General features: G+C 32.9%; 10 protein-coding genes. 3 read left to right on the top strand and 7 right to left on the bottom strand.

Going from position 1 to position 17838, the window contains the following annotated elements; genetic code table 11:
- On the top strand, positions 1 to 1600 hold a 1600-nt coding region (locus JST55_11030), incomplete at its 5' end, for a T9SS type A sorting domain-containing protein (protein ID MBS1494039.1).
- 611 nt (positions 1601 to 2211) lie between these two features.
- A complete protein-coding gene (locus tag JST55_11025) occupies positions 2212 to 6882 on the top strand; it encodes a T9SS type A sorting domain-containing protein (protein ID MBS1494038.1) in 4671 nt (1556 codons plus the stop codon).
- A 285-nt stretch (positions 6883 to 7167) separates the two neighbouring features.
- Here the strand turns inward: JST55_11025 and JST55_11020 are convergent, their stop codons facing one another.
- From JST55_11020 to JST55_11000, 5 genes are all read right to left on the bottom strand, one after another.
- Positions 7168 to 7728: a site-specific integrase gene (locus JST55_11020; GenBank protein ID MBS1494037.1), complete on the bottom strand. Its 561-nt coding sequence runs from the start codon at positions 7726 to 7728 to the stop codon at positions 7168 to 7170.
- A 267-nt stretch (positions 7729 to 7995) separates the two neighbouring features.
- Positions 7996 to 8202, bottom strand: coding sequence for a hypothetical protein (locus JST55_11015; GenBank protein MBS1494036.1), 207 nt, complete (start codon positions 8200 to 8202; stop codon positions 7996 to 7998).
- A gap of 379 nt (positions 8203 to 8581) precedes the next feature.
- The gene (locus JST55_11010) at positions 8582 to 9148 is read right to left on the bottom strand and encodes a T9SS type A sorting domain-containing protein (GenBank protein MBS1494035.1); all 567 of its coding nucleotides are present in this window, start codon (positions 9146 to 9148) and stop codon (positions 8582 to 8584) included.
- 270 nt (positions 9149 to 9418) lie between these two features.
- Entirely contained in the window at positions 9419 to 9835 is a 417-nt protein-coding gene (locus tag JST55_11005; GenBank protein ID MBS1494034.1) for a T9SS type A sorting domain-containing protein, read from the bottom strand.
- 545 nt (positions 9836 to 10380) lie between these two features.
- Entirely contained in the window at positions 10381 to 11865 is a 1485-nt protein-coding gene (locus JST55_11000) for a hypothetical protein (GenBank protein MBS1494033.1), read from the bottom strand.
- A gap of 151 nt (positions 11866 to 12016) precedes the next feature.
- Between JST55_11000 and JST55_10995 the strand changes: the two genes are divergently transcribed.
- Entirely contained in the window at positions 12017 to 13780 is a 1764-nt protein-coding gene (locus JST55_10995; protein ID MBS1494032.1) for a VCBS repeat-containing protein, read from the top strand.
- A gap of 1 nt (position 13781) precedes the next feature.
- On the opposite strand, the gene JST55_10990 is transcribed toward JST55_10995, so the two are convergent.
- On the bottom strand, positions 13782 to 16220 hold the full coding sequence (locus JST55_10990; protein ID MBS1494031.1) for a tetratricopeptide repeat protein: 2439 nt from the start codon (positions 16218 to 16220) through the stop codon (positions 13782 to 13784).
- Positions 16221 to 16429: 209 nt separating this feature from the next.
- Positions 16430 to 17830 (bottom strand): HD domain-containing protein, encoded by a 1401-nt coding sequence (locus JST55_10985; protein ID MBS1494030.1) that lies wholly within the window; start codon positions 17828 to 17830, stop codon positions 16430 to 16432.
- Positions 17831 to 17838: the final 8 nt, after the last annotated feature.

Below are 17838 nucleotides of genomic sequence, written 5' to 3'. Positions count from 1 at the left end.
AAGCACTAATTATTTTTTTGCAGGCAATTATCCAAGCACCCGAACAGATACTTCGGAAGACGGACATGGTAATTGTTTTACAACTAATAATTTTGGATCAAGTATGGACAGCGCTCATGTAAAGTATAATGTAACACTCAGTAATTATACAACACACGTTTATTATAGACTGCTTAATTTTAACTGCCCCAGCTCAATGATGCTTACTAAAAATAATCAGCAGGATAATACAGATGCAAAAGATAAAAAACACACTGCTCACCAGAAAACAGAAAAAGCAACAGGGACAGAATCATCATATAATAATGACATAAAATCTTCAGAGCTTTATACAGAAATGAAGACAGCATTAAAGAAGAATGATTACTCATCGGCAGCAAATAAATGTAAAAGCATTCTTGAACTTGGAGTAGAGAACATGTATTCAACCGATGCAGTAAGAAAATTATTTCACTGTGTGACATTATCCGGCGGTACGCTAAATAATATAAAGCAGACAATAATGAATACGAGCAATGTTCAATCCGATTCAAAAATCAAAGTCGACAAGCGGACCAAACTGGAAAACCCAAATGTAAATCAGGAGAGCAAGACTTTGTCGGGTAATGTTGTAAGCAGCATGTCTGACTTAAAATCATATTATGAATCATACATACAAACTCATCCTGAGAATAAGGTAATAATTAGTGAGATGTTTTTTTATATACAGAAATGTAAAGTAAATCTTGGAGAATATGAGTCTGCGCTAAGCGGATATAAAGCAATAATGGAAAAAAATCCAAGTTCTATGGCAGGTCTTGGAGCAAAGTGGGAATATGCAAATCTTCAGCTGCAAATATCTGCCAAAGGAACCGGCAAAGGCGGCGGAGAAAGTGAAAATACATTCAGTAATATTGAGCAGTTAAGCGAAGAGCAGCAGCATGAAAGACTTGTAAGCCTTATTGAAAATACTATAGAGGAAAATATCCAAGGAAACATTGGAAATAATGACGGACCTAAAGACGGCAAGGACAAGAACGGTCAAAAGAAATTTACAAAAGAAGACAAGAAGATAATAACGAACAACATTGTAAACTCTCTTGAGATAAACGGACAGAAAGAAAAGACGAGATTAAAATCACTCGAGGAAAGAGTATTAAACAATCAGGCAAACCAAAGTGAGGCAGCTGAATATAAAAAGATGATGTTATTAAAAGAGCTGATAAAAGCAGAGAAGATAAATAACACAGACGAACTGGTAAACATGATGCAGAGTGATTTAAAGAAAATACTGGATTTGGATAGTCATTCCTCAGATATACCACAATCAAAGACAACACCTGAAGTAGCGTATGATTACAAGCTGAATCAGAATTATCCGAACCCGTTCAATCCTACAACAAAGATAAATTACGAACTTAAGAATGCAGGATATGTATCTCTTAAAATTTATGATTTACTCGGCAGAGAAATAGCTGAACTTGTGAATGAAACGAAAGATGCTGGAAGATATACTATTGACTTTAATGCAAGTAAGTATATGATGGCAAGCGGAATATATTTTTATCGCATTAAGGCAGGTGAGTTTGTGAATACAAAGAGAATGGTGTTAGTTAAGTAAGAAAGAATTGTCTTTACAGAGCTAAAGGGAATTCCTTTAGCTCTGTTTTTTATAAATTATTTACGAAAAGTTAACAATAATATCTTGACAATATTATAAATAACTTATAATTTGTCAACAAAATAAATAATTCTTCATCTCCTACTTGTTGAGGAATCAAAGTACAAACCACACCGAGACGGCGAACCGGTAAAAATTGAAAATTCCATGTTGAATTTATTTTTACATTCGCGACAATCATTACAAAGCAAATTTATATTAAATTTAAGAAAGTACATTAGTGCATATTTTCATTTAAAAATTTTTCGGTGTAATATTTTTTAAATTTTATAGGGGAAGGAGGGTAAAAAAAGTTATGCAGTTACTTACATCAGTAATCTATTCTTCTTATTTATAAGCCTTACGATTTAGAGATAAGTTTTTTAATGGAGTGGCAGCAACATTTTAAAACTTAAATTTAAAATTTTATGAAGAAGAAATTTTTTCTCCCGGTAATAATGTTATTATGTGTTTTCGGGTTATTTTTTACTGCGTATAAGTTTCAACCGGGCTTAACTGTTCCTACTTCTTATCATACTATACGAGAGGATAATAAATTTTTACTAGGGGCAATGGATGATGCATATGACTCGTCTTATACATATTTATATGATAGTCTTAAGTTCAATTTTTGGCATAAATATACAAACCCTCCCTCTTATTCAAATAGTGGTGAAGTTACATGGAAATATTTCGGAGTACCTTTAGATGAATATGCATCAGATCCTTCTAACTATGCAACTCAATTGGGCAATAAAATTGCAAGAAACACATGTGAAAGTCTCTACACATTTATGGATAGAGCCAAAATACAATATGCTTGTTTCGGACAGAGAAGCGATTATCAGTGCGAACGTATTTCTTCCGACGCTGACTATTGGTTCTATGCTTATGATAATTCGCTTCCGGACAGCGGGGCTTTTAAAGATACTGTAGATAATTTTTTTAATGGAAATGGAGCAATAGTTAAACGTTGTACGCATACTTTTGCCGGCAAAGATTCTACTTACATAGTATCTGGATTAAGAGCAAACCGAGAGCAAACAAATAACTTTTGGCCTTACCCGCATATAGGAGATCAATTATATGACTGGTATATAATGCCCAGAATAAGAATTGATACTGCTTTTGCTAACGATACATCTAATTTTAACATTCCTGTATGTAAAATTGCAATAATAAGGATGAACGGTACTGATACTATATATCAAGTTTTAAAAGTTAAAAATTTTAAAAATGACAAAGATTCTTTATATAATGGAAATTATTTAGAAACATATTTCGATTATCCCACTGACTCAGTAAAAAACTTGGTAATTTCCCGCAATTCGCATGATACATTGTGGTTTAACAAAAATAATTATACAGGCAACTCGCATGTCGATTTTAAAGTATTTTGGTATGACAGATGTAACATGTGGATTGATTATGTAAGAGTTGAAAATACTCCGGCTCATCGTTTGCTAACGATTAAGGATACTACTTTGATTACACAACTTGGAAAAGAAATTAACATTGCAAGAGATGCACTTTATGCAGGGAAAAAAATTTCGGATTTCTATATTGAAGAATTTGAATTTAATCACATGCCATGCATGAAATTTATAAATAAAATGATTTTGGATGCTACGGGGGGTCATCTTTCTTTAATGTGTAATTATCAGCATGATATGTTCAAGGACTTTAGGGATAGTTCAAATACTTTTGAGTTTACTGATGAGCAAATAAAGAAGTACTTAATAGATTATGTTGGGACAAAGTCTATTTTTATGTGTTGTTATAACTTACTAGGTTTCCATACAAATTCGGATTACTCTTCCAAGAATCCAAATACTTTACCTATATATACAACGCATGTACCTGTGCATAGTCCTGACTATGATTCAAGTAAATTTCTTCTAGCAACTGCAGTGCCGCCAGGAGAATATGATGATTGGCTACAGCATAATATTGATAGTATCGGTAACGGACAAACTTATATGCATGCTATGAATTTTATTTATGTTATGAAACGTTCTTCGTCAATATCCCAAAAGGCAGGTGTACCTTTTTACTTTATGCCTCAGGCAGATTATTGGTATGAACCCGATGGTGACCATGGATTCAGAGTGAAAGAACCTACAAACGAAGAAGCGGAAATGATGAACAATATTGCAATTAGCTATGGCGCTAAAGGAATTTTATATTTTATTTATAGTGCATATGGGAATGACTTAAATAGTGAAATCGTGAGAGGACTTTGTGATACAACAGCAGGTTTTCCCGTTCCAAGAGTACAAAATGCTTATGGGCAATTAAAATTTGAAAAATATAAAGCTTTAGGTAGACTAATAAGGAAATGGGAACCGTATCTAATGAGTTTTCATGACGATGATACGAAGTCTTATATTTATCGTTTAGAAAAAATCCTGATGACTTCAGAAACTTTCCTAAACGATTTCATTACGAGGGATTCTGCATCGCATCAGGACAGTTCTTCAAGTCGGTATATTCAGGCATCTGTATTTAATAATGACAGTGCAGATACAAGATATTTTATGGTAGTTAATAGAAGATGTTCCCCTTTATCGGCAGGAAATCCCAGCGGTGGAAGAACAGTTCAGATAAAATTTAATGCAAACTCAAGTTCATTCAACCATTTCAATAACTGGAAAATTATAGATGTTGAAGCTGATACAACAGTTGCTACATTTGATAAAACGGTTTCAACATTTATTAATTTAGGATGGTATAACCCGGGACAGGGAAAATTGTACAAAGTAGTTCCTGTAATGAAAGCTGGTGGAACATTTGTAACAAATGAATATTTAAGTAATAAATCTTTTAACTGTAACGGCACTGTTCTGACTAATGGATATAATCTTACATTTGAGCAAGGTGTAAATATTGACTTTGCCGATAGTACTCAGATTATAATGCACAGAGGAACATTTACCAGCGGTGTTTTGCCTTCACTGGCCAATAATCCTGATCCTACTATTGCATTTTCAAATTTAAAAGCAAAGACCGGAGCAATGTGGTTGGGAATGAAGTTTGACAGCACAACTGTTAATATGAACTACACGAGGATATCAGACGTGCGAAAAGAAAACAGTGAAAACCACGAATACACTCTGTATATAATAAACTCTCCAAGTATAAATATTACACATGCCAGAATAAGTCCGGTTAATTCTGAGAGTACGAGTGCCAGTGGTGTACTGGCAATTTATACAGGGGGAGTATCGAGTCCGGTATTAAATATGGACCATGATTCGATTAATTGCCATAACTATTATTACTCAGTAAACATAGCATCCAACTCCTCACTATCAGGAAGCTATAATCTCAGCTACAATTATTTTAATAATGAAATAGGTGCAGGAGTTGGAGTAATAACTCAGTATATCAATCATGTTTCTATTTATAACAATCAGATTAAGAATAATAGTTATGGTGTGTATGCTTATCATTCCTCAGTTGATTTGTGGGGTAACTATATAACCGCTTATAAACCGGTTCTCACTGAAAGTACTTCAATACTTGATGCAAGCTCAAATATCGGAGGGTTCAATACTTTTTATACAAGTACGGGAAGATGCGTTGATATGATTGATTCTTATATGGATGTTCATAATGGTGGAAATATATTTAATAAACAGGATACAAGTACTAATTATTTTTTTGCAGGCAATTATCCAAGCACCCGAACAGATACTTCGGAAGACGGACATGGTAATTGTTTTACAACTAATAATTTTGGATCAAGTATGGACAGCGCTCATGTAAAGTATAATGTAAAGCTCAGTGATAACACAACACCGGTATACTTCAGACTGCTGGATTTTAACTGCCCCGGCTCAATTATGCTGGCTAAAAATAACCGTCAGGATAATGCAGAAACAAAAGAGAAGAAACGAACAGCTCCGTTAAAAACAGATAATGCATCCATTATTGGAACATCATCAAATGAAGATAAAGATAAAAAATCTTCCGAGCTTTATGCAGAAATGAAGACAGCATTAAAGAAGAATGATTATTCCGTAGCGGCAGATAAATGTAAAAGTATACTAGAGCTGGGTGTAGAGAATATGTATTCGGTGGATGCTGTAAGAAAACTTCTTCACTGTGTTGCATTATCTAATGGTAGGCTTGTAAATACCAAGCAGACAATAGTGAAGACAATTAATACACAGTCCGACTCGAAAGTAAGAAACGGTAAGACGACAAAGCAGGAGAATATAAGAAGCAATGCTGACAGCAAACCACAAAGCATCATCAATACAGTAAGCAGCATGTCTGATTTAAAAACTTATTATGAATCCTACATACAGACTCATCCTGAGAATAAGCTGATAATAAACGAGATGTTCTATTACATACAGAAATGTAAAGTAAATCTTGGAGAATATGAGTCTGCTTTAAGCGGATATAAAGCAATAATGGAAAAAAATCTAAGTTCAACAGCAGGTCTTGGAGCAAAGTGGGAGTATATAAATCTTCAGCTGCAAATATCTGCCAAAGGAACCGGTAAAGGAGGCGGAGAAAGTGAAAATACATTCAGTAATAATGAGCAGTTAAGCAAAGAGCAGCAGCATGAAAGACTAATTAGTATGATTGAAGATAATATTGAAAATAATGACGGTCCGAAGGATGGTCCAAAAGACGGTAAAGATAAAAACAGCGGAAAGAAATTTACAAAGGAAGACAGGAAAGTGATTACAAATAATATTGTAAACTCACTTGAGATAAACGGACAGAAAGAAAAGACGAGATTAAAATCACTCGAAGAGAAAGTATTGAACAATCAGGCAAACCAAAGCGAGGCAGCTGAATATAAAAAGATGATGTTATTAAAAGAGCTGATAAAAGTAGAGAAGATAAATAATACAGACGAGCAGGTAAACATGATGCAGAATGATTTAAAGAAGATACTCGCTCTGGACAGTCATCCGGCAGATATACCACAATCAAAGACAACACCTGAAGTGGCGTATGATTACAAGCTGAACCAGAATTATCCAAATCCGTTCAATCCTACAACAAAGATAAATTACGAACTTAAGAATGCAGGATTTGTATCAATGAAAATTTATGATTTGCTCGGAAGAGAAATAGCGGAGCTTGTAAATGAAACTAAAGATGCCGGCACATATACAGTAGACTTTAATGCAAGCAAGTATATGATGGCAAGCGGAATATATTTTTACCGCATACAAGCGGGGGAATTTGTTGATACTAAACGTATGGTACTTGTGAAGTAATTAGAAATAAAATGTGATGATATTGAAAGAGCTGAGGGTTAAGTTCTTCAGCTCTTTTTTTATTAATTGCAAGTCTAATAATTGATAATTCTAAGTTATCATTTATCCAGAATTTCAGATTTATGAAGGGTAACAATAAACCATTAAAACTTCATTGTTGTCATTCTTTCGTATAAAATTATCCGTAGCGTTCGTTTTTCAATAATAAAATTGTTATTACCTGTCAGATTTTCTTAATATCGAAATAAGAGTAATGAAATTTCAACAGTATTTTATTCAATAATTTTAAAAATTTAACTTATCTATTTCTCCTCTAAATTCTTTAGTTATATATTTCGCATAGTGTTTTTCAGTGATAGATAGACTTGAGTGTCCCATTTGTTGTGATATCCATTTTAAAGGAGCATCCGCATTAATTAGCCAAGTAGCATAGATACTTCTTAAATCTTTAAATGTAAAATGTTTGAGTCCTGCTTTTTTACAAGCCTTTGTAACTCCATCTAATAATGCTCTCGCAGTAAATTGCATATTCGTATTAGGATTCAAAAAAATAAATTCTTGAGATTTATATTTTTCAAATATTGGAATTAATCTTTTATGCATTTCGATTTCCCTGGAGTCTTTATCTTTATTAGGGTTTGAAACAGTGGAATAAACTTTCATAATTCTTTTGTAAACATTAACATCACTTGGCTTAGCTTTTATTAGTTCAGCTTCACGTACACCGGTGAAAACTGCCCATGTAAAAGCATCTTTTAAAACTTCATTATCGCAATATGCAATCATTTTCTCAAATTCTTCTTTAGTGAAATATTTAGGGTCGGGTTCGGGAATATTTATTTTCAAACTATCTGTCCAAGGATTAGTTTTTAAGTATCCCCATCGAATAGCTTTTTTAAAAGCCGGACGTAGAGTTCTTCTTATTCTATGAGCAGTATGAACACTTGTGTGATTAACTTTGTAAGATAAAAAAATTATCTATATCCCGATTAGTAAATTCATGTAAGTATTTATCTCCGCAAACTCTAATGAATTCGTTAAAGCAAGCTTCGATACCTTTATATGTTTTAGGAGTTTTTATTGGAGGAAGACAAGATTCCAGATATTCTTTTTTTAATCTTGAGCAAGTACTTTAGATTTTAGTTTAACGAGTTTTTCTTTATTGCGAATATACTCATCTTTTTTCTCTATAACTTCTTTTGGAATTCGTTTAGAATTATTTACATAGGGAATTCCTGTGGAAATTTGGTTAATAAATTTCCCATGATTCTTTTCTAAAAGGTAATAATGACCTGACTTTTTTATGATATATATGCTCATACGATATATGCTCATACGGGAAAAATTTTTTTAGTAGCTATCAAATTGCTACCAAATTATATGAAAATAGTTAGAATTAATAAAGCAACTATTTAGTGGAGACAAATGCTCACCAAATATAGGTATTAAAAAAACAGTAATTTAAATGTTTTGAAATTTGACTAAAAAAAGGCTTTTTAATGTGAAAAAGGGGGCGGTGAGATCCTAAGTCTAGTGCGTCTGCCAGTTCCGCCAATCGCGCCTTAGGAAAAAATTTAATTAAAATAAAAAAACTGTAATGTAATTACAATCTATTTGAAATTCTTATTGTGGTTTTTTAATAAAAAAAGCGAAACTATATTAAGCTTCGCTTTTTAAAAAGGAAAATGAATGGTAGAAATTATTTAACTAAATACATTTTTTTTACTTCAGTAAACTCTGCGCTTTGCAGTCTGTAAAAATAAACTCCGCTTGAAAGTGCATTACCTGTTGAAGCTGCATTGAAATCAACTGAGTAAGTTCCCGATGAAAGATTTTCATTTACAAGATTGCTTACTTCATTTCCAAGTATATCAAATACTTTTAACGATACGTAACCTGCTTTTGGAATGCTGAAATTTATCTTTGTTGTCGGGTTAAATGGATTAGGGAAGTTCTGTGCAAGACTGAAAACATCTGCAATTGAAGTAATTTCATTAACACCTGAAACTGTTGCTGTTATATCGCCTGCCATGCTTGGCCCGTGCACTGTGCAAATATAATGATAACTTCCTGCAGTAGTTATTTTATACATGAATATTGGATCTACACTTGAGACTGGAGCATCCCAATCAGCAGCTCCGGGAGGATGTGATGTACCTCCGGTGTTATTGCACGTTGTTGTATGTACGCGTGTTCCGCCGATAACAAATTTAATTGTATCTCCTACGGATGCACTTAAATTTGCGGGAGTAAAAAAGTTATCCATAACGCTGACTGTCCTGACAGTTGCAAAAGAGCTGGAGACAGTTAACGCAATAAAAATACACAGCAAAAGTATTTTTTTCATGTCAGTTGATTATTTATGTTTCTTTGATAAAAAAAATATATCCCGAGGTTTTGTCAGAAGGATATATTCGTTTCTTAGAAAATTATTTTACAATAAACTTCTTAGTAAACTTGTTATAGAATTTTTCAAATACAAAAAAAGCGAAGTTTTATATAAAACTCCGCTTTTAAAAGGAAAAGAACAATAATATTATTTTACTAAGTACATTCTTCTTACTTCAGTGAAATCTGCGCTTTGTAATCTGTAGAAGTAAACTCCGCTTGAAAGTGCATTACCTGTTGAAGCTGCATTGAAATCAACTGAGTATGTTCCTGATGAAAGATTTTCATTTACAAGATTGCTCACTTCGTTTCCTAGTATATCATATACTTTTAAAGAAACAAATCCTGCTTTTGGAATGCTGAAATTAATCTTTGTTGTTGGATTAAAAGGGTTCGGGTAGTTCTGAGCAAGGCTGAATACATCTGCTATTGAAGTAATTTCGTTTATACCGGATACTGTTGCAATAATATCACCTGCCATATCAGGAGCATGAGGTAAACATACATAGTGATAATTTCCTGCAGTAGTTATTTTATAAAGAAATGTCGGTGTGCTGCTTGACATAGTTGAATTCCATGCAGCTGCTCCCGCAGGTCTTGTTGTACCGTTTGTTCCGTCACAAGTAGTGGTATGTGAACCGTTTGACCATTGAAATTTAATGGTATCGCCAACAAAAGCATTAACTGTTGAAGGAGTGAAACTGAAATTAGCAACTGTAATAGTTCTTGTTGTAGCAAATGAGCTTGCAGAAACTATTACGGTAAAAACAAGAAGGAATAAGATTTTTTTCATGATAAATATATTGTATTGGTTAAATAAACTCTTTTAAAAAATGGATATACCAACCACAATAACTTCTGCAATCGGTATATCCTCGTCCCCGAAAATTATTTCGCGATGAAACCTACGACTAAAACCACTAAAAGTGTGATTACTACTAAGATAGAACCGTATTCGAAACTATCTTTTTTTAAACTTTTTTGAGTTTTCATGGGTCAAAATTTTTTGAATTAATAAATGGTAAATCTAAACGCTGTGCCCCTAAGTTTGAGTTAGTTTCAATGTCGTAGCTCAAACTACAACAAACATATAAGATTTAATTTTATTTGTCAAGAGATTTTTTTTGCTATCCATTTATCTATTGGAAGTTCATTGTAAAAGACTCTCTCGTATTTATTTTTTTTAAGCAATTGAAATTTTTTATAATACTTTTTTAGAACGTATTCCTCATCAATTTTATTTTCTGATATCAGTTCAGAAAAAAAATTAAGAATTATTTTTTCGCTTAAATCTTTTTCTTTATGAATGGAAAGTTTTCTTGTTAGGGAGCGAATATAGCTGGAGACTAACTGATAATTTTTTAATTCGTAATGAATGAATAACTCAAGAAAATGCGCATAGGAAAGTATATCATACCTGACGTCTTTGTATTCATGAGTAATAATTATTCCCAATACTTCCAAAGCCTTTAAATAATTTTTACATTCAAAGTTTATTTTTGCATAGGTAAAATAATATGAGAGCAGTTCGTCTTTATTTTGTATTGCTTCGTCACTTCTGAGATAATCAAAAACTTTATCTGCAAATGATAAACACTCCTTCATTTTATTTTGCTTATAATATAATTCACTGAGAAGCTGCAAATAAAAATAATTAGATTCAGATTGAACTGCTAAATTTTTCTCATTAATAAACTTATATTCAAATTCTTTAATGGCTGAATTAAAAAAAATAATTTTACCGGCTATCAGGGAGTAATGCAGCAGATTATAACTGAGGCTTAAATCTTTATCTTCCGGGTCACTCTTAAAAACATCTTTATTCCTTCTATATGATTCATATCTTTTACCTGAGATCTCAAATAAAGCTGCATTGTTCTCTAATAGTTCATTCTTATATAATAATAAAAGGTAATACAAATCTTTTGCAGTTTCAGATAATGCATATTTTTCGGATGATAAAAGTTTATTATCGAATATTTTTAAAGCTTCCTTATATAATATCTTGCTTCTGGCATAGTCCGGAATTTTTGTAATACTGTAAAATGTATTAAGCAGCTTGCTATATGCCGAAATATTTTCAATCTTTTTAATTGCTTCCTGCTCTTCGTTATACAGGTTTCTTCTTTTGTATTTTTTTCTGCTTTTTAATCTTACAAGTTTCATCTGTTGTTTAATAACTTCAATCAGAGTTCCGAATTTTTCAGTCCGTTCCGCTAAGATTTTTGCTTTCTCTAATGCTATGAAGTAATCATCAAACAATGATTTTTTAAAAAATATTTTAGATGCTAAAATTAGATTATATAATTCGCTTTCTAAATTATTTTTTGAATAAAAACTTATAAGGGATTTTACTATAAGATTGTGAAGATAATTTTTTGTAAAAGTTAACTGTTTAATAAATAGTTCATTTTTAAACTTTCGTTTTATCTCTTCTTCATCGTATTTTACCTTCACGGATTGCAGCTCTATTTCTTTGAATAATTTCCCATAATTCTTATCATCGGATTTTTGCAAATAATTAAGATTGAAGTATCTTTTTTCTGATTTTGTAAGGGATTTTATTAAGTTATAAAGGTTAAGTGAAGCTTTCATTGAAAACTATGATAAAATTACTAAAAATTATAAATATCTAACTAAAATTGATAAAATATATATAATATTCATATTAGAAGTATATGAATAAAGGCAGAATGTTATTAATTCTCTGAATGAAAATTTTTAGATTTCGTCAAATTAAAATTAAATGAAAATATTACTATTCTTATTGCTGTTTACCCTCTCAAACGCATATTCACAATCATTTACAAAATTAACAACGGCTGCCCCAAGTCTGGATGGCACAGCCTCTCGAAGCGTTAACTGGGTTGATTACGATAACGATGGCCTTCTCGATTTATTCATCTCTCGTGGTCCCTCTGCAGGAGCAACTCCATACCTCTATCACAATGACGGTAACGGAGTCTTCACAAAGATTACAACCGGTCCTATTGTTACTGCTTCCATGAAAGCAGATGGCAGCAGCTGGGGTGACTTTAACAATGATGGCAACATCGACTTGTGTGTTGCGACATGGTGGAATCAGATAGATTTTCTATTCCAGAATAATGGCAGCGGAAATTTTACATTTCTCAGCACAAATCCGATTTCTTCTGTTGCAGCTTTTTCAGAAACATGTACATGGGGAGATTATAACAATGATGGTTTGATTGACTTGTATGTTACAAATAGCGCCGGAGCTTCCAAAAATTTTCTTTATAAAAATCTTGGCTCTTCAAATTTTCAAAAAATAGATACAGGAATAGTTGTGACAGAAGTGGATTCATCCCGCGGCGCAAACTGGGTTGATGCAGATAACGACGGTGATGCTGATTTATTTGTATGTCACGAAAATAATAATATAAATTCTTTTTACAGAAATGATGGGGCAGGCGTTTTTGTAAAAGTAACTACAACTGCCCTTACTCAAACACAAGGTAACTGGTGGAGCGCAAGCTGGGGGGACTATGATAACGATGGTGACTTTGATGCTTTCCTTGCAAACTTTGGACATAAAAATGCCCTATATAATAATAACGGAAACTGGTCTTACACTTCTGTTACAAACGATACTATTGTAAATGAAGTCGGTTACAATGCTATTACAGGATGGGGAGATTATGACAATGACGGTGACTTAGACATGTTTGTTACTCAGGCTTATGGAGGTTCACAATTGAATAATAAGCTATACAGAAATATGAAAATGGAAACGGGGACTGCTTCCTTTCAAAAAGTAAATGCTGGTCCATTAACCTCAGATGGCGGATATACTTACGGATTTGCATGGGGTGATTACGATAGAGACGGCGATCTTGATATAATGTGTGCAAAAACTTATCAGGAAAATGAACTGAATGCCTTATTCAGAAATGATAATTCAAATGGAAACAAATGGGCAGAGTTTAAGCTGCAGGGAGTTACAACCAATCGCTCTGCAATTGGAACAAAGATAAGAGTAAAAGCCACAATAAACGGAGAAAGTGTATGGCAGTCACGAGTAGTAAGCGGTCAGGAAGGTTATTGTACACAAAATCTTGAGCAGCATTTCGGTCTTGGTAATGCGACAGTAATTGATTCTGTAAAAATTGAATGGCAGTCAGGCAATACAAGTGTATTTACCAATGTAGCTGTGAATAAATTCTATAAAGCAATTGAAGGACAAAGCGCTTTAGTGGGAGTTTCAAATAATACTAACATTCAACCTGAAAAGTATAAACTTAATCAAAATTTTCCAAATCCATTTAACCCGGCAACTAAAATTTCTTTTACCCTGCCTAAAAAAGATTTTGCTTCTTTGAAGATTTACGATTCACTGGGAAAAGAAGTAAGCTCGCTTATTAACGATATAAGACCGGCAGGGTATTACGAAATTAATTTTGACGGGACAAATTTATCTTCAGGAGTTTATTTCTATAAGTTCATTACTACAAATTATTCAGAAACGCGGAATATGGTTTTAGTAAAATAAATCAATTGTGATTTGTCTCTTCTGAATATTCTGATAAAATTCTTAAAAGCTCGTCTTTATTGACGGGCTTTGTTAAATAATTATTCATTCCTGCCTCTTTGGTCTTTGCCTCAACACCTTTCATTACATCTGCTGTCAGTGCTATTATAGGAATCGTTTTATTAAATCTTCTTATCTCTTTTGTTGCTTCGTATCCGTCCATTTCAGGCATGAGCAAATCCATAAATACAAGGTCGTATTGATTTTGCAAAACTTTTTCCATGCCTATTCTTCCGTTATCGGCAATATCAACTTGCAGTCCGGAGTTCTTAAGCATCTTTTTCATTACAAGTTGGTTTACATTATTATCTTCAACAATAAGAATTTTTTGTAACCTAACTTTTTTGTCGGGCTGTTTTATTGCCTTAACGGGAGATTCAAATTTCTTTTCTGAGTTTTTTAACTCAATTTCGAAATAGAATTTTGAACCCTCGCCGCTTTTGCTTTCTACATATATTTTACCGTTCATAAGCTCTAATAATTTTTTTACGATTGAGAGACCTAAACCCGTCCCCCCGTATTTCCGTGTTGTATCAGTTTTTTCCTGTGTGAATGAATCAAAAATATTGGCAACATTCTGAGGAGATATTCCAATACCTGTATCCTTCACTGAAAATCTTATTAACGATGAGTTGGATTTAATGCCAATCTTTTTTATATCAACTGTAATACTTCCGCTATCAGTGAATTTAACAGCGTTTGCCAATAGATTACTAATAATCTCTGCTATTCTTGTATCATCACCAATGAATGCATCTCCTAATGTTTCATCGTAATTATATATTAACCCCAATCCTTTCTGTTTAATACTGTAAGAAAAAATCTTAAAGAGTTTATCCATTAACTGCTTCAATGAAAAATCTTTTTCTACAAGAATCATCTTACCTGATTCAAGCCTGTTGTAATCAAGTATATCATCAATGATTGAAAGAAGATTCTCCGCAGAAATTTTCATTGTTTCAAGATTTTCAAGCTGGTCTTCTCTTGGATTTTCTTCCATTATTACCTGAGTCATTCCCAGTACTGCATTCATCGGAGTCCTTAACTCATGACTCATAATGGATAAAAATTCAGATTTTATTCTTGCGTTCTTTTCAGCTTCTTCTTTTGCCTCTTCCAGCATTATCATACTCAGTTCAATCTTTCTGTTGTTTTCATCAATTAATTTATTCCTGTCCTGCAGGACTTTTAAATTTTTTCTCTGTAGTCTGAATGCAAAGAATATAACAACAAGCAGAATTAAAATTGTAATAATTATAATTAGCAGTAAAGTATTTCTTCTGTTCTGATTTTCAATAGTCAATTGCTTTAACTGATTTTCACTCTTCATTGAACTCATTTCGCGGTCGCGTCTTTGAAGTTCATTGGAGAATTCAAGATTTACGATCTTTCTTTGCGCTTCCTGCTGCGCTAGCGAATCTTTCAGGTCATCATAAATCTTCAGATAGCGGTAAGCTTCTTTTGTATCGCTGTTTGTAAAATAAATTTCTGAAAGGAGTTTCAGAGAGTTCTTTCGGATTGATGTATATTTATTTTCAGTTGAAATTTTATACGCTTCAAAGGAGTGGCGAAGAGCTTCCTGAATATTTTTATCCTGAAGATGGAACTCTGCTAAGTCAGTCATTGCATCAGCTGCAGCGTATAGCTTGTTGTTATCAAGAAATAAATTTATAGCATCGTTTCTGTAAGAAACTGATTTTTCCTTTTCGCTTTTCTCATAGTAAAGTTTTCCTATATTCATCATTACTTTACCCATATCAGCATAGTCTTTTATTTCTTTATACAACTGAATGGACTGATTATAATAAGACTCAGCTTTATCAAAATCTTTTAAGCTTGTATATATGCTTCCTATATAATTATAAGAATGGGCAATGAGGTTTTTATCGTTCGTCTTTTTTCTTATTTCTAGAGCTTCTTCAAATTTTTTAAGTGCATTATTGTAATCTTTTACCTCTCTGTAAATCAATCCTATATTATTCAGCGCTACAGCCTTAGCTATCACAACATCCTTCTCATCAGGCATTGCTACAACTTTTTCGTAATATTGTTTTGCCACATCATGTTTGCCTAAATCAAAATAAATATTCCCTACATCGATATTTGTATAAGCGACTGCTCCGGTTAAATTCAGTTCTTCATACAAATACATTGAGCTGAAGTAATAATCGATTGCTATTACAGGCAAACCTTCATCACGGTAATAATCTCCGAGATAATGATATGCATGTGCAATACTTCCTTTATCATTATAACTTCGTGCGGTTATTAAATATTTATTGGAGTATTCCAGAGTTTTGATGGGGTCATCCTGATGATAATACTCGGCAAGTTTTTCAAGAGTCCCTAAGGCAGAGCTGTCAATTTTATCTCCCTTAGTCTTACTTTCTAAATCGCGCATAAGGCTATCAACTGATACCTGCGAAAAGGATACATTAAAAAGTAATACTAATATTAGGGGTGAGAAGAATTTGAACATAATGAACGTTAATTCAATAAATATGCCCTTTTTTGAGTAAATTTATTTTTTTAATTTTTTGATGTAAAACACAAACAATTATAAGTATTTACAATACTTATGTGAGATAAAATATGGATGAGAATTAAGAATTATAAAGAAAGATTTTCCATAAATTTTCTTGCGTCTGCGTATTCATTTGGGATTTCGCCTTCTAATATGGCTTCTTCAATTTTCTTCTTTATAATACCTACTTCTCGGGAAGGGGGAATATTAAAATATTCCATAATTTCTTCACCTCTTACCGGTGACTGGAAATTACGGAGATTATCTTTTTCTTGTACTTCTACAATTTTTTTTTCTACAATTTCGTAGTTCTTAAAGAACTTACTAACTTTTGTAATATTTTTCGAGGTAATATCTGCTCTGCATAATGTCAGTAAATCAACTAAGTCTTCTCCCGCTTCTGCTGCAAGTCTTCTTATAGCTGAATCCGTTACTTCATCCTTAGCAAGTGGTATTGGACGCAGATGCATCCTTACTAATTTTTCAACATAAGGTAACTGAGTTAAAGGCAGTTTCATACGCAAAAAAATCTTCTTCATCATTCTGGCACCGACTTCTTCATGTGCGTGAAATGTCCAGCCGATTCCTTCTATAAATTTTTTAGTCTTTGGTTTTGCAATATCATGAACTAATGCGGCAAAACGGAGCCAGAGATTATCCGTCTTTTTAGAAATATTATCAACTACTTCCAGTGTATGATAAAAAACATCTTTGTGATGATATTCTTTTCTTTGTTCAACTCCCGCCATTACGGACATTTCGGGAAACACAATTGCCATAACTCCCGTTCTGAACATCAGATCTAATCCTATTGATGGCTTATCAGTCATCAGTATCTGTAAAAACTCATCGGTAACCCTTTCAGTCGATACAACTTCAGCTTCTTTCAATCTGTTTTTCATTGAAATAATTGCGTTGTAAGTCTTTTCTTCAATTTTAAAATTCAGCCTTGAAGCAAATCTTATTGCTCGCATTATCCTTAACGGGTCGTCATCAAAAGTTTTAAGCGGGTCTAACGGAGTTTTGATAATTCCGTTTCTGATATCTTCGACTCCATTGTATAAATCTACAAGCTCCCCGTAATTTTTTTTGTTAAGTGAAACGGCGAGAGTATTGATAGTAAAATCTCTTCTTGAAATATCTTCTTCTAAATTTGCATCAACAACTTCAGGTTTACGTGAATTCCTGTTGTAGCTTTCTTTTCTTGCCGAAGCAAACTCTATTTTGTATTCAACATTGTTATCTGTTACCATTAATAGAGCAGTTCCGAAATTTTTATAAACTGCATTAAGTTCTGTTTTAAATTTTTTCGCAGCAAGATGTGCAAAATAGGTTGCATCTCCTAATACCATTATATCAATATCAGTGCTCTGCTTTCCTAAAATAAAATCGCGAACATATCCGCCGATAACATAAATTTCATAGTCAGATTTATCTGCCTCCGCTCCTATAATTTCTAATATTTTATCTTTTATTTCTAATTTCAATTAAACTT

It is taken from the genome of Bacteroidota bacterium (assembly GCA_018266835.1).
Lineage (GTDB): Bacteria > Bacteroidota > Ignavibacteria > Tepidaquicellales > Tepidaquicellaceae > JAFDZO01.
The sequence above is the reverse complement of the archived record's forward strand: the minus strand, read 5'-3'. Positions and strand labels throughout refer to the sequence as shown.